This is a genomic window from Trinickia mobilis, from assembly GCF_017315705.1.
GTDB lineage: Bacteria > Pseudomonadota > Gammaproteobacteria > Burkholderiales > Burkholderiaceae > Trinickia_A > Trinickia_A mobilis.
In genome coordinates this window covers 26,721-44,361 of sequence record NZ_JAFLRF010000021.1, presented here as the reverse complement: position 1 = coordinate 44,361, position 17,641 = coordinate 26,721, and the positions used below count along the sequence as shown (strand labels likewise).

Here is a 17,641-nt window from a genome sequence, read left to right as displayed (position 1 = left end):
AATCCTTTTAAGTAGACTGGCTAATTGGCCTGACGACGCGTCAGTACCTGCTTGATTTCCTGGAACGCGGCAAGCCCGAACGGGCCCAGTTCGCGCCCGATGCTGCTGCGCTTGTACCCACCCCACGAGGTCTGCGGATAGATCAGTTGGGGCGTGTTGACCCACACCACGCCGGCCTCCAGCGCGCGAGCGACCCGTTCGCCGCGTGCCTCATCGGCGGTGACGATGGTCGCCACCAGCCCGTACTCGCTGTCGTTGGCGAGCGCAACGGCTTCCTGTTCGGTGTCGAACACGCGCACGCACAGGACCGGGCCGAAAATCTCGTCGCGCCACAACGCGCTCGTCGGCGGCACGTCGGCAAAAATCGTCGGTGCGATGAAAAACCCGTGCTCCGGCACTTCCGCTGGCCGGCCGCCGCCGGTTACGATCCGTGCACCGTCGGCAATACCCTGTTCGATATAACCGCGGACCCGCTCGAATTGGGCACGGTTCACGAGCGGCCCCATCTGCACGCCTGGCGCAAACGGGTCGCCGACGACGATCCGCTCCGCGCGCTCGACAAGCCTCGCCAGCAACGCGGGCGCGAGTTCGCGCGCAACCAGCACCCGGCTCGTCGCGGAGCACATCTGGCCGCTGTTGAAGAAGCCGCCCGTCGCGACCAGCTCGACCGCCAGTTCGAGGTCCGCATCATCGAATACCAGGATCGACGACTTCCCCCCGAGTTCGAGACTCACACCCTTTAACGTGTCGGCGGCAGTCTTCATCACCGTCTGGCCGACACCCGTGCTGCCGGTAAAGGACACTTTCGCGACCCCCTGATGCGCGACGAGCGGTGCGCCCACGTCGGCACCGGTACCCGTCACTACGTTGAAAACGCCGGTCGGCAAGCTGACCGATGCGATGGCCGACGCCAGTTCGAGCTCCGGCAGCGGCGTGATTTCGGACGGCTTGAGCACGACCGTGCAGCCGGCCGCGAGCGCCGGGGCGAGCTTCCACGCCGTCGTCACCATGGGGAAATTCCACGGTACGATCAGCGCGGCCACGCCGCACGGCTCGCGGCAAATTCGCGCACGGTGCTCGGTGCTGGGAATGCTGACCTCTTCGCCAGTCGCGTCGTCCGGCCGCTCGGCCAGTTGGGCGTAATAGCGGAACGTCGCGATCACGTCGTCGACGTCCATGTGCGCCTCTTGCTGCGACTTGCCATTGTTCAGCGATTGCAGTATCGCGAGACGCTTGCGCCGCGCCTCGACTGCTGTGGCGATCGCATGCAGGTAGCGTGCGCGCTCGGCGCCGGTCGTTTTCCGCCACGCACGGAACGCGCGGGCCGCGCTGGCCACCGCAAGTTCGACGTCGTGCGCGGTGCCTGCGGCCACGTCGGTCAGGTGGGCCCCGGTAGCCGGGTTGACCACGGCAATCGTCCCGCCCATTGCACCGTCGACCCAGCGGCCGTCGATATAGTGCTGCGTGACGAACTGCGTGTCGTTCGGCGCGTTCATGCCTGCCCTCCCGATACATTGCTGAACCACTTCTGTTCGTCGATTTCGATCAGCGTGGGCACATGGCGAGCTGCGGCATGCTTCAGTTCGTTCGCGAGCAGGGCCGGTGTTTCGGCCGTTGCGGCGCAGCAGCCGAAGCCGCGCGCAAGCGCGAGGAAATCCGGGGCGTATATGTCGACGCCGATCGGCTCGATATCGCGCTCGACCATGTACTTTTTGATTTCGGCATAGCCTCGGTTATTCCACAGCAGCACGATCACCGGCACGGCGGCTTCGACAGCGCTCGCCAGTTCGGGCAGCGTGAACTGCAGGCCGCCGTCGCCGGTCAGGCAGATCACGGGCCGGTTGCCGGTCGCAAGCCGGGCGCCGATCGCGGCCGGCAACCCATAGCCCAGCGTGCCGTAGCCCGTGGACGAGTTGAACCACGACCTAGGCGCGGCCGCCTCGAAAGAGAAATTGCCGGCGTAGACCGGGCGCGTCGAATCGCCCACGATGACCGCATCGGGCAGTGCGTCCAACACGGTATCGAGGAGCGCGGCCTGCGAGCGAATCGGCCCGTCGTAACTGGCATTGACCGCTGCGCGCACGGCGCGCACGCGCGGCGCGCCCCAGCCGGCATCGCGCGGCGGCAGCGGGTGTGCCGCGAGCCTGGCGTCGAGCGCGGCAAGCGCGAGCTTCGCGTCGGCCGCGATCGCCACATCGGGCGGGAAATTGCGCATGACCTGCTGGGCGTCTATGTCGATCCGGACAAGCTTGCCGTCGATCGCGAACCCGCCGTCGAACATCACGTCGTAGTCGGTCTCGCCGAGTTCGGTGCCGACCGCGAGCACCACGTCGGCTTCGCACACCAATGTGCGCGTCGCGGGAAGCGACTGGGTCGAGCCGATCGACAGCGCATGACCGCGCGGCATCAGTCCCTTCGCATTGATCGTCAGCGCTACCGGCGCCTGCAAACGTTCGGCCAGCGCGCGCAATTCGGGGGCGGCCTCAATAGTCCCGCCACCGGCCAGGAGGAGCGGGCGCCGCGCGCTAGCGAGCAAGCCGGCGGCCTCCTCGAGCGTGGCCGGTGCGCCGGCGGGCTTCGCGGGAAGCACCGCCGCGCCCGATGTCGTGCCGCGAGCGGGCGCAACGATCACGTCGAGCGGAATTTCGATGTGAACCGGTCGCGGCCGCTCGCTCGCGAAAACCGCAAAAGCGCGGGCCAGCACCTGGGGCAGTTCGTCCGCATTCAGCAGCGTTTGGGAGAACGCGGTGAGCCCTGCGAACACGCCGTGCTGCGACGGCAGTTCGTGCAGGCGGCCAGCACCGTTGCCGAGTTGGTGCGTGGCGTTGACACTGGAAATCACGAGCATCGGGATCGAATCTGCGTAAGCCTGCGCCATCGCGGTTGCAATATTCGTCATGCCCGGCCCGGTGATAACGAAGCACACGCCGGGTTTGCCGGTAACGCGCGCGTAGCCGTCGGCCATGAAGCCCGCGCCTTGCTCGTGGCGTGGTGTGACGTGGCGCAGCGTCGACGCCGCGAGCCCACGATACAGCTCGACGGTATGGACGCCGGGAATGCCGAACACCAGTTCGACGCCGTAGTGTTCGAGCAGCCTCACGAGTGCTTCGCCGCAGGTCTGCGTGGTGGCCGGTCGGGGCTGGCGGTGCCCTCCCGCGTGGCCGAAGATGGAGGCGGTTTCAGGGGAGTTCATGAGACGTCTGTGCGTTGATCGATTGCCGGTGCATGCCTGTCTCCGGAGTTTGCGTGTTGGCCCATTCTTGTTCCATGGCGCATGCACGACAACCGATGAATTTGCATGCTCATCATGTTCTTTGCTCATGGCCGCAATCAGGAGAGCAATACCGTCAGACGTATCGTGAATCTCTATTCCGTGTATAAATGATATGAAGCCGTCCGGCCGGGGAGCACACCCGCCGTTGTGACTTTTCCAGATGCAGCAAGGGAACAACCATGCGCCGTCTGCCGCCGCTGAACGCACTGCAAATCTTCGAAACGGTCGCGCGCCACCGCAGTTTCACCCGCGCGGCCGATCATCTCTGTGTGACGCAGGGAGCGGTGAGCCGCCAGATCCAGGCGCTTGAGGAGTACTACGGTTTTCCGCTGTTCACGCGGCACGCGAAGGGGCTCGTGCTGACGATGGAAGGCGAACAGCTCGCGACTGGAAGATGTGGCTCGCCCATGCCGAGGCACCCGAGATCGATGCCGACCTCGGGCAGAGTCTTGAAACGCTCGACCTTGCGACGAACGCGGCGGCGCAGGGATTCGGCGTCGCGATCAGCGACTGCTCGCTCGTGAGTGAGGATGTTGCGTCGAAGCGCCTCGCGATGCCGTTCGACATCGTGCTGACCACGGGCGCCCGCTATTACTTCGTCTACCCGGATTGCCTCGCGCACCAGCACAAGGTGAACCTGTTTCGCGAGTGGATCGGGGTCATGGGAGGCGTGACGACGGGAACCGCCCGTAGTTGAAACGACCACGACTGAGGCCGAGAGCGCGCAGGACGCAGCGAACAAGCTCGCAGCGACAGGGAAGGTTGAAAAGCGACCTGTAGCTGCCTCACGAGCGCAGACACGTGAACGTCGGCAATAGCCGATGAGCCGGCCGGCTGCGTGGTATGAATGGCAGTAGCACCCTGCGGATTCAACCGGTCGATGCAACACTCCCGCCGCTCACGCAGCTTCTATTGTGTTGCATCTTTCGTGCGAGGAAAAAGCCGTTTTGCATCCGGGTGGATGAGACCAAAGTCCAATTGCCCGAGCGCTGCGCCTGACCTAGATTCCAAGAGTTGAGTCGAGCGACGGGCGGCCGACCAAAAGTTGGAGAGGGCCTCCCCGCATTCGACGGGTGACGAGCCGTTGCGAAGCGACCTGCGCCGCGTAATCAGCGATTCCGACTGCATACCCACGTTCGAGTGCGCTGCAGGCAGGCCACGACGCTGGCGAGGAGCAAGACATGGCCACACCGGGAATGCTGATCTGCGCGTCGACACGGGCTTTGGCGCTTGCGCTGGTGCTATCGGCAGCGCTTCCGGGCCCTGCTGCGGCTCAAGACCCCGGTTGGCCGCGAGAGATCACAAGAGACGACGCTACGCTCGTCTACTACCAACCGCAGATCGACGAATGGAAGGAATTCAAGGAAGTCACCGGTCGCATGGCGATAAGCGTGACCCCGCGCGGCGGTAAGCCGCAGGTAGGCACTATCACGCTGCAGATGCACACGGATGTTGACGTCGACAGCCGTAACGTGCTCTTGAGCAATCCGCAAATTACCGGCACGACTTTTCCAGACACGGATCCGGCAACGGCCAAAAAGCTGGATCAGCTCGTGCGCAAATTTCTCAATCCGCAGGCTTCGCTGACCATATCGGTCGACCGCCTGGTCGCGAGCGTGGAGAAAAAGAACACTCCGCCGGTTGCAGCCGTCAAGAACGACCCGCCGGCGATCTTTGCGAGTTTCGGGCCGGCGATCCTGCTGTTTGTGGACGGTGAGCCGGTGCTCGCGCCGATTCAGAATTCCGACCTCGCGTTTGTTGTCAACGCCAGCTGGCCGCTGTTCGTCGATAGCGCCGGCCACCAGTACTACTTGTTCACCGGGCAGTCATGGATGACGTCGACCGACCTGAAAAGCGGCTGGGCGCAAGCGCAGACGCTTCCTGCCAAGATGTCAAAGGTGCCTGCCGATCCCACCTGGGCAGACTTGAAGCCCTATATCCCCCCGCCCAAAGGACAGCGGGTCAAAGCGCCCGGCGTGTTCTTCAGCAATACGCCCGCAGAACTGATTGTCTTTGACGGAAAGCCTGTTTATGCAACGATTCCCGGCACCCAACTGGTCTTCGCGAAAAATACCGATAGCGATGTGTTCGTCTATTCACGGACCAGCACGTACTACTACTTGAGCGCCGGTCGCTGGTTTTCCGCGCCCGGACCCACCGGGCCGTGGACGTTCGCGACGAACCAGTTGCCGCCTGATTTCGCGAAGATTCCGCACGATAGCGCGGCCGCCCGGGTCTTGAGTTCCGTGCCGGGGACGCCAGAAGCCAACGATGCGGTGCTGCTCGCGCAGATCCCGACGACGGTGGAGGTCAACCCCGCCGCGGCGGCGGCCGCGGTCAAAGTTTCGTACAGCGGCGAGCCTCAGTTCCAGCCGATTCAAGGCACAACGCTCGCATACGCGGTGAACACGCCTAACAAAGTCATCAAAGTGCAAAATCACTACTACGTTTGCTCTCAGGGTGTGTGGTTCGATTCTTCGTCGCCAACCGGGCCGTGGCAAACCAGTATCTCCGTACCCCAAGTCATTTATACAATTCCGCCGAGTTCGCCCGTCTATAACGTGACCTATGTCACGCAATACGCGACCCCGACCGGCGCGGTACAGGCAAGCTACACAGCGGGGTATCTCGGCGTCTTCATCGCAGGCGCAGCAGTCGGCGCGATCATCGCGCAAGGCAACGGGTACTACTACCCGCCCTACGTTGGCGTGGGTCGCGGACCTTACCCGGTTTACTACCCCCGTCCGGCGCCCTATGGCTATCGCGCCTACAACCCCTATACGGGAGCGAGCGCCGTGAGAGGGGTCGCTTACGGACCGAACGGGAGCGCTCAGTGGGGCACGTCGTACAACCCGTCCACCGGCACCTACGCACGCGGCGCGACGGCTTCCGGGCGATACGGCAGCGCAAGTGTCGCGCAAGCCTACAACCCATACACCGGCGCCTATGCTGCTACGCGCCAAGGCTCGAACGCTTACGGCCAATGGGGAAGTTCGGTTGTCACGAAGGGCAACCAGTGGGCGGCGACCCAGCATTCGACCACGGCCAAGGGTTCGGTCGGTACGTATCAGAACTCCGCAGGGGGCAAGGCCGTTGCCGGCACGAGCGCCAACGGCCGTGCGGCGGCGGGTAAAACCGCGAGCGGCGACATGTACGCGGGCCGTGACGGGAACGTCTATAAGAACACCAACGGCAGCTGGCAAAAATACGACAATGGCTCGTGGTCGCCTGTCAACAAGCCCACGCCACAGACGGCGCAACAGACGGCACAGAGCGCTCAGCAGCAGCGTTCCGCCGGGACCCAGACCGCCAATTCCGCCGCCGCTCAGCAAAAAGCACAAGGCTATCAACAGCAGCGCCGGACACCATCCGCTGCGAACACGCCGGGCGGCGGCTCACCCCAAAGTCCTGCGGGCGGATTTAACAGGACCAGCGGACAGTTCTCCCCCGGTGACCTGAACCAGCAAATGCAGAATCGGCAGCGAGACGCAGCCGGGAGCCAACGCTACGTCCAACGAGGGGGCGGTGGTGGCGGCGGCTTTCGCCGATAGTGGTCCGCATCGCGCGCCCATTGCGTCTTCTAATCCCCGGAAATCACCATGGCAAACAAACGCGAGGCGCAACCGTCCAGGATAACGACGACCTGGGGCAAGTTCGACCACACCGTTCTCGTCTTGCAAGGGGGCGGTGCTTTGGGGGCGTACCAAGCTGGTATCTATGCCGGTCTCGCTGATGCCGGCGTGGCGCCCGACTGGATTTCAGGCGTATCGATTGGCGCGATCAATGCAGCGTTGATCGCGGGCAACCCGCCGGAGCGCCGCGTGGCGCGCTTGCGTGATTTCTGGGAGCGTGTATCGGCCCAGACGCCGTTCATTCCGCCGGCGTACATGGACCCGATGCGGCCGATGTTGAATTTCTTCAGCGGCGCCGGCGACCTGCCGCAGAATCTGAACCAGGTGCAGGAGCGCGTGAAGGACATTCAGTATGCAAGCAAAACGCGTTTCGACACGACGCGCATCAAGGAGATCGAAGAGCTTCGCAGCTCACTGCGTCGCCTGCTCGACAAGCTACCCAAAGCGCTCTTAGAGGATCCGGACGTGCAGCGGCTCACCACGATAAGCACCCGCGGTGCCGTCGCACTCGTGCACTTCATTAATCGCCACAATACGCGCTCCGCCAATTTCAAGGACTACGAGTTCTCCAGAGCCACCGTGACGGAATTGTGGGAGGGCGGGCTCGAAGACGCGCGTCGGTCTATCGACAGTCCGGAGTGGAAGGAGGCAAAGGACCTTGGCAATGGCATCCGCATCTATGACCTTACCCGTTAGTGGCCAAACAACAGGAGCACCGCACATGACAGAAGCAGACGTAAAAGAGCGCGCCTTCGCAATGCCGCTCACCAGTCCAGCATTTCCGCCAGGTCCCTATCGTTTCGTCGATCGGGAGTTCCTGATCGTCACCTATCAGACCGATCCCGACGCGCTGGCTGCGGTGATTCCCGCTCCGCTGGAGATGACCGATCCAGTCGTCAAATTCGAGTTCATTCGGATGCCAAATTCAACCGGGTTCGGCAACTACACGGAAAGCGGCCAGGTAATCCCGGTTAACTTCCGCGGCGAACGCGGCGGCTATGTGCACGCGATGTATCTCGACGACGGATCCCCGATTGCCGGGGGGCGTGAAATCTGGGGATTTCCGAAGAAGCTCGCATCGCCAGAGCTGCGCGTCGAGCAAGACACGATCGGTGGCGTCCTGAGGTACGGGCCGGTCCCGATTGCGGTCGCGACGATGGGTTATAAGCACAGGGCACTTGCGCACGACAAGATTCTGGCCTCGCTGTCGGCGCCGAACTTCCTACTCAAGATCATTCCGCATGTGGACGGCACTACTCGCATCTGCGAATTGGTGCGGTACTTCTGCGAAGACGTTACCGTGAAGGGAGCCTGGGAGGGGCCGGCCGCGCTCGAGCTGTTCCATCATGCGCTCGCGCCGGTCGCAGAGCTGCCGGTGCTCAAAGTGATGTCGGGCGTGCATATCCTGACCGACCTGACGCTCGGGTTGGGTACCGTCGTCCATGACTATCTCGCTGAGTGAGAGGAATCGCGATGCTCCCTAGGATCAAAATGGCACCGTGACGTCCGGCAGTCTCCACTTTTGCGCGGCACTTGCCATAAAGCCCGGCGCCTTCATTCCTGCGACGAACTTCGTCGAGGTGCAACGGCGCTCTGAGGGGCAGGCCGATTCGCGTGCTCTTATCTCGGCACACGATGAGACCCGCGTTAGCGAACTGGCACTCGAAGCCGACGCTGCAATCTATTTGTGCAAGTCGTTCGATGATGGAGCCCTTCTCAAGGCTGTGTGCAGGGCCATCAGTCTCACCCATCATCCGTCGTCCCGCTCCGAAGCAACAATCCGTCGTACTACTTACCTCGCCGCTCTCCTGTCGTCGACCGCGGCGGGCGTGTGGTTCGCGTTCCAATCATTCGATTCGCACCAGTACTATTTCTTCTCGCGGATGATCGTGATCGATTCATTCGCCAGTGTGATGAAGGCGGTCGTGTCGCTTGGCTTCGCTGTCTCGCTCGTCTATTCGCGCAGATACCTCGAAGATCGCGACCTGTTCCGCGACGACGTGTTCCTGCTCGGCATGTTCTCGCTGCTCGGCCAGTTGATCATGATCTCGGGCAACCACTTCCTGATGCTGTACCTCGGTCTCGAACTGATGTCTCTGTCGCTGTACGCAATGATCGCGTTGCGCCGCGACGCCGCGCAATCGAGCGAAGCGGCGATGAAGTACTACGTGCTTGGTGCACTGGCCACGGGTTTCCTGCTGTACGGCATCTCCATGCTGTACGGCGCGACGGGCTCGCTCGAACTGAACGAGGTACTGAAGGCGGTGGCTTCGGGCCGTATCAACGATGCCTTGCTGCTATTTGGCGTGATCTTCATCGTTGCAGGTGTTGCGTTCAAGATGGGCGCCGTGCCGTTCCATATGTGGGTGCCCGACGTCTATCACGGCGCGCCCACGGCGATGACCCTTTTCGTTGGCGGCGGCCCGAAGGTCGCGGCGTCGTTCCGGGTCCGCTGATGACGGTCTGCCTGCAGGCTATAGCGAACACACTGCCGCGCTGATGTCGGTGGCAGGCTGATTCATCCTGCTGTTGGCGCTCGTCGGCGTGTCACAGGCACCGAACTCCAGACGTTCGCAGTCCAACGCTGAATGGCCCAAATGGGTCTGAGCCGTTGCGCCCCGCGAAAAGCCGAATGCAGGTGGTGAGTGACGCAGTCCTGGGCGCAGACTGTATCGGAAATTACTGCTTTGCTCGATCCGCGATCGCTTTGCGTTAAGGGTAAGCTCATGACCAATACACCATCCGGCCTTGCAACTGGGCAACTCGACCATGTCTCAGCATGGAGTCTGATCAAGCCGTATTGGGTCTCCGAGGAACGCGGCACCGCGTGGGGACTGCTGACGGCAATCGTCACAATGGACCTGTTGATGGTAGGCATCAACGCCCGCCTGAACACATGGAGCCGCGATTTCTACGACGCACTGGAAAGCAAGAACGTACGCGAATTTCCGCAACTTGTGCTGATTTTTGCGGTACTCGCATTCGCGTTCATCACCATCTCCGTGTACAACCGCTATCTGCGCCAGATGCTTGGCTTTCAATGGCGCCAGTGGCTGACACGGCGCTATCTTCACAGATGGCTGGACGGCGGCATCTTCTATCGAGTCGAGCGCGATCGGCTTGCCGACAATCCAGACCAGCGTATCGCCGCTGACCTCAGCCTGTTCGCGACCACAACCCTTTCTCTCACGCTCGATCTGCTGTCGACGGTCGAGACGTTCGTCTGGTTCTCCATCGTCCTGTGGAGCACGGCGGGCGCTTTGACTGTCATGGTCGGCTCTTCATCCGTTCAGATACCGGGCTACATGCTTTGGGCAGCTATCGTCTATGCGATTGTCGGCGCGCTCGTGACTAACAGGATTGGTCACCCGCTCGTGTCGATCAACTACCAGTTGCAGCGCGTCGAGGCAGATTTTCGGTTCGGCTTGATCCGTTTGCGCGAAAACGCCGAGGAGATTGCGTTTTATGAAGGCATGCAAACCGAGGAATCGAATGCCAACGACCTTTTCGCCCGCATTCGTGAAAACTGGTGGCGCTTCATGAAGTATACGAGGCGCTACAGCTTCGTGCTCAACTTTTATGCGCAGGTCGCCGACATCTTTCCGATCATCGTTGCGTCGCCGCGCTATTTCGCAGGCGCGGTAAGTTTCGGCACGCTGATGCAGATCACCGACGCATTCAGTTCGGTTAGCGAATCACTCTCGTGGTTCATCAACAATTACGATACGCTCGTCGAGTGGCGTGCGACAGCAAACCGTCTGAGCGAGTTCGAGCGCGTCATGCAGCAATCCCATCTGAAGGAGTCAGTCTCGCCGGCCACCGAGCATGGCGGTATCAACCTGCACTATGTGGATGAGAACCAGCTCGTCACGCGCAACCTCTCGCTTGCGTTGCCAGATGGCAAAGCGCTTGCAAATGTGCGTGACATCGCAGTAAAGCCTGGTTCACGGTGGCTTGTCCGCGGGACGTCGGGCTCAGGGAAAAGCACGTTTTTACGTGCGCTCGCGGGTCTCTGGCCGTTCGGCAACGGCTTGATCGATGCACCAGTGGGCGCGCGCATGATGTTCATCCCCCAGCAGAGCTATTTGCCGGCAGGCACCTTTAAGGCCGCACTTGCCTATCCCGCGAAGGCCAACACCTTTAGCGACGACGAGTGCCGCGAGGTACTGCGTGCGTGCCGGCTTGAAGGCTTTGCAGACCGCCTTCAGGAATCGGATCCCTGGTGGCGCATCCTTTCCCCGGGAGAGCAGCAGCGGCTGGCGGTTGCGCGTGTGCTGCTGCACAAGCCCGACTATGTGTTCCTCGACGAGGCAACGAGTGCGCTTGACAGCGAAACTGAAGCGCATCTGTATCACCTGCTCGCAGAACGACTGCACAAAGGAGCGATCGTCAGCGTGGCGCAGCGCAAGTCCCTTGTGCAGTTCCACGAGGAGACGCTCGATATCAAGCGGGGGGGAGCGACCTGACCGTATTCGGGCGTTACCTCAGCTAATTGCCGCTGCAATCGGGATGACACATCGGGATGACACATCGGGATGACACATCGGGATGGCGAAGTTCGGCCAGGAGGCGTGATTCGGCAAGACTGCCGCATGGACATTGGTGCGACTGCTTCGCTTTCGAATGGGGACGTTGTTCGTGGTTTTCCTCCGGGACCTTTGTCCTGCGCCTCTCGTCGCTATTGGCCGAGAACGGCGAGCGCCTCGCGCATTGGAGACAGCGAGATCGTAACCAAGCCGTTGAGCGGCGTATTCATTTCCAGGATTAGGAAGATGGCGACTGACGTGGATAACGCGCCTAGAAACAACGCGATGATGACCGTTGCATTCGGGGGGGTGAACAGGCCAAACGCGCCGAAGATAATGCACAGCCACAACACGAGGGTGATCAACAGCGGCGTCGGAGTCGAGCCCGAGGCTTGCAGGAGTCCAAGCTCGCGCACGGCCACCGCCGTGTCGGCCAGGTCGATCGCGCGTGCCTGCAGCCGCCGCTGCAAGTCGTTCTGCGGCGACAGTTCCACTAGCTTGCGCTCGAGATATTCCCCGCGCTTGAGCGCCTCGGGGCTGTGCATCGTTGCCAGTTGCGCCGGGTCGCCTGACGCGATCTGCTGGATCCCATTGGCGACGAAATGCTTCAGCAAGCCTCGAATCTCCTGCGTTTCCGGCCCATACTGGGCGAGCACGCGATCGAGCAGGATGACGTCGGCGGCGTCGTGTGTCACTTCTGCGTTCACGGTATCGAATGAGCTCTTGGCCGACGAGATCAGCAAGCCAAGCACAAGCGCGGCCATCGTGGCAATCAGGCCGATTACCAGTTTGGCGACACCGATCGAGTCGTCACTCAGATGGTGCTCCGGCAGCAGGGTGCGCAAATACAAACCGACCAATGCGCTGCAAAAGACACACGCAAATACAATCAACGCGACGCTCAGATGGTGCATCGTTCAATCCTCCGTCCCTGCACGTGCAGCGAGTGATTTGCCTAACACCCAAGCCGCCGCTTTGCTCGCGCCGGTGTTGCCCAGCCTGTCATCGCTCCTCGCGTCCTCGTGCCGCATCCGTCAAGGTGCGGACACCGCCCGGTAGTAAACGCCGATCGCGCCATAGGAGGGCTTAAACCATTTATTGCCGCACAAGTAGTAGGTGCCAACCTGAACGTCGGGCTTGATACAGCCGGCGGGCAGCGTCGCATAGATCGCGCCCATCGCAAAGTTCGAACTGATCGGGGCAAGCGCGGGCGGGGCGGCCGTCACGCCGGCGGCATAGCCAGCGTTGTAGGCATTTGCGGCGGCCGCTTGCGTATTGGCCGACGCCACCGCTGCGCCGCCGATGACAAGCACAACCTAGTTTTTGAACTGCGTCGTGGTGTTTTCGTAATTCTCGCGCGACATATGGCGGTGGCCTTGTGCGGTGCCGCGCCTGGCAAGGTTCCGTGGTCCAACCTTTCACCCAGATCGTAATCTGATACAAGCGTGTTCACTGCATGGCAGTACCAACCCGCGTAACCTGCACGGCGACCGCACTCGTGTATTCCGCGCGAATGCTGTCGCCCACGCGAAGCTTCTCGAGCGGCACGTCGCTGGACACGTCTATCGTCACCGTTCGCTGGGGTCCGCGTAACGTAACTTGCCGCTTCTTCAGATCGATCGTTTGTACGGTTGCTACCACGACGACATGGTGAGCCACCTGGACCTGGCCACCGGACGCAGGCGCAACCGCCTGTGTCTCAACACGCGAGCGAATACCGCCCGATGCGGTTTTCTCCGCCGATATCAGAAGTGCTCCGCGATACGAGATGTGAACACGGTCCCCTCGCGCTAACCGCCCGACGTCTGCCACGGCGGGGTCGACCTGCACGTCCACGATGTTCCCGCGCGGCCCCTTGAGCGAAACGGTATTCGTCGCAGCGTCGATATGCACCACGCGCGCGGTGGTTTCGACCACGGCCCCCAGTTCGTAGGCCGAAGGACCGCTTGCAGCTCGCGATTCCTGCGCCGGCACAACGGAAGGATAGACGCCGGCTGAACACAATGCAGCAATCGCGGTCAGCCCAGCAGCAAAACGTCGAGTCGGATTTGCCATTGGCGCCTCCTCGTGCGCGCGCATGACAAGCCTGAGCTTAGGGCGAGCACTCTCGCAACGGTATTGGACTTAGGTCCTATACCGGCCGGGCCGACATGGTTGCGCTACGGATACAGCCCGGCGACGACGCAGCGAAAAGATTGGCACGACGGCGCGTGCCGCATAGGACGAGGCATAGGACCAAGGTCCGATGGTGCCGCGCTTTCATAGTGATAATCTGGAAACTCGACCATGTCCCGGTTTTCTCGTCGTGTCGCCGTGGACTTGGCAATTTCCGCGCGCAAAGCGCGGCTTGCTGTCCTGGTGCGGAAGCCGGGAGCACAATCGGGCAGGTCGCGTCTGCGAGAGGCTAAGTAGACCTTGAAGAAGGTATTCGACCAGACGACGTCCGCAGCACTGGCGCGCCTTGCGCGCGTCGCGCCGGGCCTTCGCGCGTTGCTCGGCCATCGGCGCGAGGACCTGCACCACGACGCGGTTGCGGGCCTTTCGGCGGCGGCCGTCGCACTGCCGGTTGGCCTCGCCTATGCGCAGCTCGCCGGATTCACTCCGGCCGTTGGCCTCTACTCGAGCATTCTGCCGGTTGTCGCCTACGCGGTGTTCCGCACGTCGCGCCAACTGATCGTTGTGCCCGACGCGGTTAGCTGCACGCTCCTAGCCGCAGCACTGGCGCCGCGCGCGGCGCCAGTTTCCGCGCAATATCTCGCGCTGCCGATGACGCTCGCTTTCATTTTCGGTCTCATGTGCATTGCCGCGAGCTTCATCTCAAGCCCGACTCTCGCAGGTTCAATGAACGGCATTGCCTTTACAACGTGCTTGGCCAACTGGGCGAATTGCTGGGCTGGGTGCACGCCGCGGGAATCGCGCGCCCTTCGTGGGATGTGCTGGACATCGTGCCTGGGGTGGCAGGCTTTCACGGTACCGAGCGTCATCTCGCTCGAGTTCGCGGGCCGGCGCATGCAAACGCACGAATGGTTGAAGTCGCGAGGTCTGCGTGAATTCGACGAAGCGTGGCTGCACTTCGCTACATTGCGCGAAGCCATTCGGGCCATTCGCGAGGAACGCGACCGAACTCAAGCAGGTGCCGTCCCACCCACGGAGACACGTACGTGAACGACAACCGATCTGGTGCCGACCCGCACCCGCCCGAACATTCAGGCGTGCGTGCCACCGCCGACCTTCCCCGCATCGTGCTCGGAGCGGGCTCGCTATTGCTGCTCATTGGAGGCACGCTCTACGTTCTGCATCCGTTCGTTCCCGCGCTCATCTGGGGCACCATGATCGTCGTCGCCACGTGGCCTGGCTTCGTCGCGTTGCAACGCCGCCTTCATGGACGGCGCGCACCCGCGGTAGTGCTCATGTTGCTGGTGCAGATCGTGGTGATCGTGGTGCCGATTTATTCCGCCGTCTCCACACTCGCCAGTCATGCCGCGGAAATCACCGGTTTCCTCAAAGGCCTCCCGGACTATGCGCTGCCGTCTCCTCCTCAATGGCTCGCCAGCGTGCCCGTGGTGGGCGCACGCATTGCGCACGAGTGGCAATCCCTCTCGGATGCGGGGCCTGGCGGCGTACTCGCCGAGGTCGAACCGTACCTAACAATCGCTGCGCGCTGGCTGCTTGCGCGCGCAAGCCAGCTGGGCGTGTTCGCGCTATACCTGCTGCTCATGCTGATCGTGTGCGGTCTGCTGTACGCAAAGGGCGAAATCGCAGCGCGGCTGGTGACCCGCGTCGCCGAGCGCGTGGCGCCCCACAACGGAGCGGAAATCGTCCTTCTTGCCGCGCAGTCGGTTCGTGCGATTGCGCTCGGCGTTGTCGTGACGGCCGTCATTCAGGCGTCGCTCGGCGCGCTGGGCGTCTGGGTGGCCGGCGTCCCGTTTGCCGGCATCCTGGCCGCGCTTCTGCTAGTCGTCTGTCTGGTTCAGATCGGTCCGTTGTTGCCGCTTCTTGGCTGCGTGGCGTGGCTCTTCGTCAACGGCTCGCGACTCACCGCAATCCTGCTGCTCATCTGGTCGATCGGGGTCACCATGCTCGACAGCATCCTGCGTCCATTGCTCATACGGCGCGCGGTCGAGCTGCCCATGGTGCTCATTCTCTTTGGCGTGCTGGGCGGCCTGCTTTCTCTCGGCGTGGTCGGACTCTTCATTGGCCCCGTAATTCTCGCAGTCACTTATCACCTGCTTCTGGCGTGGATCGGCACGGCCAAACCGTCCGCCGCCGAGTCGGATGCTGCCGCGCCCGGCAACGACGCACCAACGGCGGACAATGTGGCACACGAATGACTTGCATGCCGGTACCTCTCATGGCTCGTATACCGGTACTGCCTGCTTTCTTCGGGCGCGTTCGCCGAATGCGCCAAAAACGCTCGCGGCGTTACCGTTTGCGGTATCCGAGCGGGGCGGAGATGACGCTCGCGAGCACGACAGGGTCGGTCCGGTAGGTGATGATCAGAAACTCGCGATCGATGAGACGATAGGGACCCGGCGGACGCGGGGCTGGTGAGCGGCATCGCGAACGCACGCTCGATCACTTCGGATTCGGTCATCGTGGGGACTCCTCTCGGGCAGGTTTCGATGGGGTGAAATCACAGACGCGGATGCCTTGCGCCAGCTCCACCGCGTTGCGCCACGCTTGCGTGGCAATCGCATGGCGCACGTCGTTCAGTCCGCCCTCCCACAACTCGTCCACGGTCGAGCGCGAGAACGCGTAGTCCTTGAAATCAGACGACCGCGTGTCGTGGTGATTGGTGAAGTGAACGAGCACGACCTCCCCGCGCGCGCTGACCGCCACGAGCCGCCGCGAGCCGCTCGGCATCGGGATCGGACTACCGCGTCCGAGATATTTTCCGCCCTGCGCGTCTCAGTAGCAGGTACTTCCCGTTTGTACTCTTCAAAAAGAACGGGGTCTGTCACATCGACATCGGCAATCAGGTGTGCAGTCATGGCGCGATCCTTTCCACGGTGGTTTCACCGCCCACTGTCACTGTTTGATGGTAGTCGCCAAAGGTGTCAACCCGGGTGCGGTGTCGCCGGCTTCCGAAATGAATGACAGCCCGCAGTAAGGAACAACAGCAACGGCCGAACATTCGCAGACTGCGGTGAAGTCGAGGGCGGCCGTTCTACCAGTAAACGGCCGTTCGATTGGCAAAGACGAATGTTGCTTCATCGGTCGAAGCGAAAGCAGGAGTGGGAGAAGCGGGCTCGCGATGAGCTGCGTCAGGTCGTTGGTTTCAGCGTCGCCGACGAGATCGAAAAGCTTGACCGTCTGAAATCGGCAGGGTCCAGTTCGGAAAGGGAGTATTTGCGCCTGCGAGCCCGGCTCGTGCCGCAGTCAGGGTTTGCGGGGCGACCCCGCGTTCTCAGGCTGGCGGGCGCGGGCCTGGAGCCCCCCCGGCCCGCACCCTCCGCTATTGCCAGACCTGGTAGATCATGGGCCCATCGCGGTACGGACGGGGAAATCCTGGTGGCCAGTATCCCGTCCGGTAGACCGGATAGGGCATGGGACTGGCGACGGCGACGACTGGCTGCACCACGGCCTGAACCGGGTATTCCTGCACCCCCTCCTGCGTATAGACCGGAACGTACTGGACAGCCGGTGGAGGGGGCGCTGCATAGGCCTGTTGCACGTACACCGGCTGCTGATACTCCCACGGACCGTTGTCGATGACCGGCGCTTGCGCATAGGCGGGCGTCGGCTGGTAACGCGTCGGCGGTGGCGCGTACCGTGGCTGCTGCGCTACCGTCTGGTACCCGGGCGGGGCCGGCAATGCGCGCTGGGCGGCGTGCGGCTGCGGGACGGGCTCCTGCATGGCCTCGTCGTTCGGCATGCCGGGCGGGAGCGGCGGCGCATCGTGCGACTGGACCTGTGCCGGCGGATGCTTCAACTGATCCCGCAAGGAAGCGTACGTCTCGGCGTCCTCCTTCGCCCGAGCGACGTAGCCATTGTGGTAGGCATTGCTCAGCTCTTGCTGACGTGCGCGGTTTTCCTCGTCGGCCGTCATACGTTCTTCGCCGGGGTCGAGCGACGCGTCCGTCCCGCCGTTGTCATAAGCGGACTTCGGACCATCGGCCCATGCTGGAATGGATTGCAGCGATGGCGCAAAAGCCACCGAAGCAACTGCTATCCCTAACAACGATTTAATTCTCATGGTTTCACCTCGC

The 17,641-nt window shown here is 62.4% G+C and carries 13 protein-coding genes and 3 pseudogenes; 8 read left to right on the top strand and 8 right to left on the bottom strand.

Going from position 1 to position 17,641, the window contains the following annotated elements:
* Window positions 1-20: 20 nt before the first annotated feature.
* Window positions 21-1,496 carry an aldehyde dehydrogenase family protein gene (locus J3489_RS24260; RefSeq protein WP_207002411.1) on the bottom strand — a complete coding sequence of 492 codons (1,476 nt, stop codon included), beginning with the start codon at window positions 1,494-1,496 and terminating at the stop codon, window positions 21-23.
* On the bottom strand, window positions 1,493-3,193 hold the full coding sequence (locus J3489_RS24255) for a 5-guanidino-2-oxopentanoate decarboxylase (protein ID WP_207002409.1): 1,701 nt from the start codon (window positions 3,191-3,193) through the stop codon (window positions 1,493-1,495). Before J3489_RS24255 ends, J3489_RS24260 begins: the two co-directional genes overlap by 4 nt.
* A gap of 260 nt (window positions 3,194-3,453) precedes the next feature.
* On the opposite strand from J3489_RS24255, the pseudogene J3489_RS38505 reads away from it, so the two are divergent.
* The 6 genes and pseudogenes from J3489_RS38505 to J3489_RS24225 all read left to right on the top strand — a co-directional run bounded on the left by J3489_RS38505 (window position 3,454) and on the right by J3489_RS24225 (window position 11,372).
* Window positions 3,454-3,971, top strand: a pseudogene (locus J3489_RS38505) (LysR family transcriptional regulator).
* Between the two features lie 484 nt (window positions 3,972-4,455).
* Window positions 4,456-6,825, top strand: coding sequence for a hypothetical protein (locus tag J3489_RS24245; protein WP_207002405.1), 2,370 nt, complete (start codon window positions 4,456-4,458; stop codon window positions 6,823-6,825).
* Between the two features lie 48 nt (window positions 6,826-6,873).
* Complete coding sequence (locus J3489_RS24240) at window positions 6,874-7,602, top strand: DUF3734 domain-containing protein (RefSeq protein WP_207002403.1); 729 nt, start codon at window positions 6,874-6,876, stop codon at window positions 7,600-7,602.
* Between the two features lie 25 nt (window positions 7,603-7,627).
* Window positions 7,628-8,368, top strand: a complete 741-nt coding sequence (locus J3489_RS24235) for an acetoacetate decarboxylase (protein WP_207002401.1) — start codon at window positions 7,628-7,630, stop codon at window positions 8,366-8,368.
* Between the two features lie 319 nt (window positions 8,369-8,687).
* Window positions 8,688-9,344 (top strand): annotated as a pseudogene (locus J3489_RS24230) (NADH-quinone oxidoreductase subunit N); the annotation flags it as partial.
* Window positions 9,345-9,632: 288 nt separating this feature from the next.
* On the top strand, window positions 9,633-11,372 hold the full coding sequence (locus tag J3489_RS24225; RefSeq protein ID WP_207002399.1) for an ABC transporter ATP-binding protein/permease: 1,740 nt from the start codon (window positions 9,633-9,635) through the stop codon (window positions 11,370-11,372).
* Between the two features lie 212 nt (window positions 11,373-11,584).
* Here J3489_RS24225 and J3489_RS24220 read toward each other — a convergent pair whose 3' ends face one another.
* The 3 genes from J3489_RS24220 to J3489_RS24210 form a co-directional block, all read right to left on the bottom strand.
* Window positions 11,585-12,346, bottom strand: coding sequence for a bestrophin-like domain (locus J3489_RS24220; RefSeq protein WP_207002397.1), 762 nt, complete (start codon window positions 12,344-12,346; stop codon window positions 11,585-11,587).
* A 120-nt stretch (window positions 12,347-12,466) separates the two neighbouring features.
* Window positions 12,467-12,745 (bottom strand): hypothetical protein, encoded by a 279-nt coding sequence (locus J3489_RS24215; RefSeq protein ID WP_207002395.1) that lies wholly within the window; start codon window positions 12,743-12,745, stop codon window positions 12,467-12,469.
* A gap of 136 nt (window positions 12,746-12,881) precedes the next feature.
* Window positions 12,882-13,487, bottom strand: a complete 606-nt coding sequence (locus J3489_RS24210) for a hypothetical protein (RefSeq protein WP_207002393.1) — start codon at window positions 13,485-13,487, stop codon at window positions 12,882-12,884.
* A 360-nt stretch (window positions 13,488-13,847) separates the two neighbouring features.
* Between J3489_RS24210 and J3489_RS24205 the strand changes: the two genes are divergently transcribed.
* Window positions 13,848-14,597, top strand: coding sequence for a SulP family inorganic anion transporter (locus tag J3489_RS24205; protein ID WP_207002391.1), 750 nt, complete (start codon window positions 13,848-13,850; stop codon window positions 14,595-14,597).
* Window positions 14,594-15,763 (top strand): AI-2E family transporter YdiK, encoded by a 1,170-nt coding sequence (gene ydiK, locus J3489_RS24200; protein WP_309491418.1) that lies wholly within the window; start codon window positions 14,594-14,596, stop codon window positions 15,761-15,763. Before J3489_RS24205 ends, ydiK begins: the two co-directional genes overlap by 4 nt.
* A 109-nt stretch (window positions 15,764-15,872) precedes the next feature.
* Here the strand turns inward: ydiK and J3489_RS37820 are convergent.
* The 3 genes and pseudogenes from J3489_RS37820 to J3489_RS24190 form a co-directional block, all read right to left on the bottom strand.
* Window positions 15,873-16,026, bottom strand: a pseudogene (locus J3489_RS37820) (acetoacetate decarboxylase); the annotation flags it as partial.
* Window positions 16,023-16,295, bottom strand: a complete 273-nt coding sequence (locus J3489_RS24195) for a DUF3734 domain-containing protein (RefSeq protein WP_207002389.1) — start codon at window positions 16,293-16,295, stop codon at window positions 16,023-16,025. The gene J3489_RS24195 and the pseudogene J3489_RS37820, both read right to left, overlap by 4 nt.
* A gap of 592 nt (window positions 16,296-16,887) precedes the next feature.
* Window positions 16,888-17,628, bottom strand: a complete 741-nt coding sequence (locus J3489_RS24190) for a hypothetical protein (RefSeq protein ID WP_207002387.1) — start codon at window positions 17,626-17,628, stop codon at window positions 16,888-16,890.
* Between the last annotated feature and the right edge of the window lie 13 nt (window positions 17,629-17,641).

Bases quoted from the DNA above. Each gene is read 5' to 3' on its own strand.
- J3489_RS24260 (WP_207002411.1), bottom strand. From the start codon at position 1,496: ATGAACGCGCCGAACGACACGCAGTTCGTCACGCAGCACTATATCGAC.
- J3489_RS24255 (WP_207002409.1), bottom strand. From the start codon at position 3,193: ATGAACTCCCCTGAAACCGCCTCCATCTTCGGCCACGCGGGAGGGCAC.
- J3489_RS24245 (WP_207002405.1), top strand. From the start codon at position 4,456: ATGGCCACACCGGGAATGCTGATCTGCGCGTCGACACGGGCTTTGGCG.
- J3489_RS24240 (WP_207002403.1), top strand. From the start codon at position 6,874: ATGGCAAACAAACGCGAGGCGCAACCGTCCAGGATAACGACGACCTGG.
- J3489_RS24235 (WP_207002401.1), top strand. From the start codon at position 7,628: ATGACAGAAGCAGACGTAAAAGAGCGCGCCTTCGCAATGCCGCTCACC.
- J3489_RS24225 (WP_207002399.1), top strand. From the start codon at position 9,633: ATGACCAATACACCATCCGGCCTTGCAACTGGGCAACTCGACCATGTC.
- J3489_RS24220 (WP_207002397.1), bottom strand. From the start codon at position 12,346: ATGCACCATCTGAGCGTCGCGTTGATTGTATTTGCGTGTGTCTTTTGC.
- J3489_RS24210 (WP_207002393.1), bottom strand. From the start codon at position 13,487: ATGGCAAATCCGACTCGACGTTTTGCTGCTGGGCTGACCGCGATTGCT.
- J3489_RS24195 (WP_207002389.1), bottom strand. From the start codon at position 16,295: ATGCCGAGCGGCTCGCGGCGGCTCGTGGCGGTCAGCGCGCGCGGGGAG.
- J3489_RS24190 (WP_207002387.1), bottom strand. From the start codon at position 17,628: ATGAGAATTAAATCGTTGTTAGGGATAGCAGTTGCTTCGGTGGCTTTT.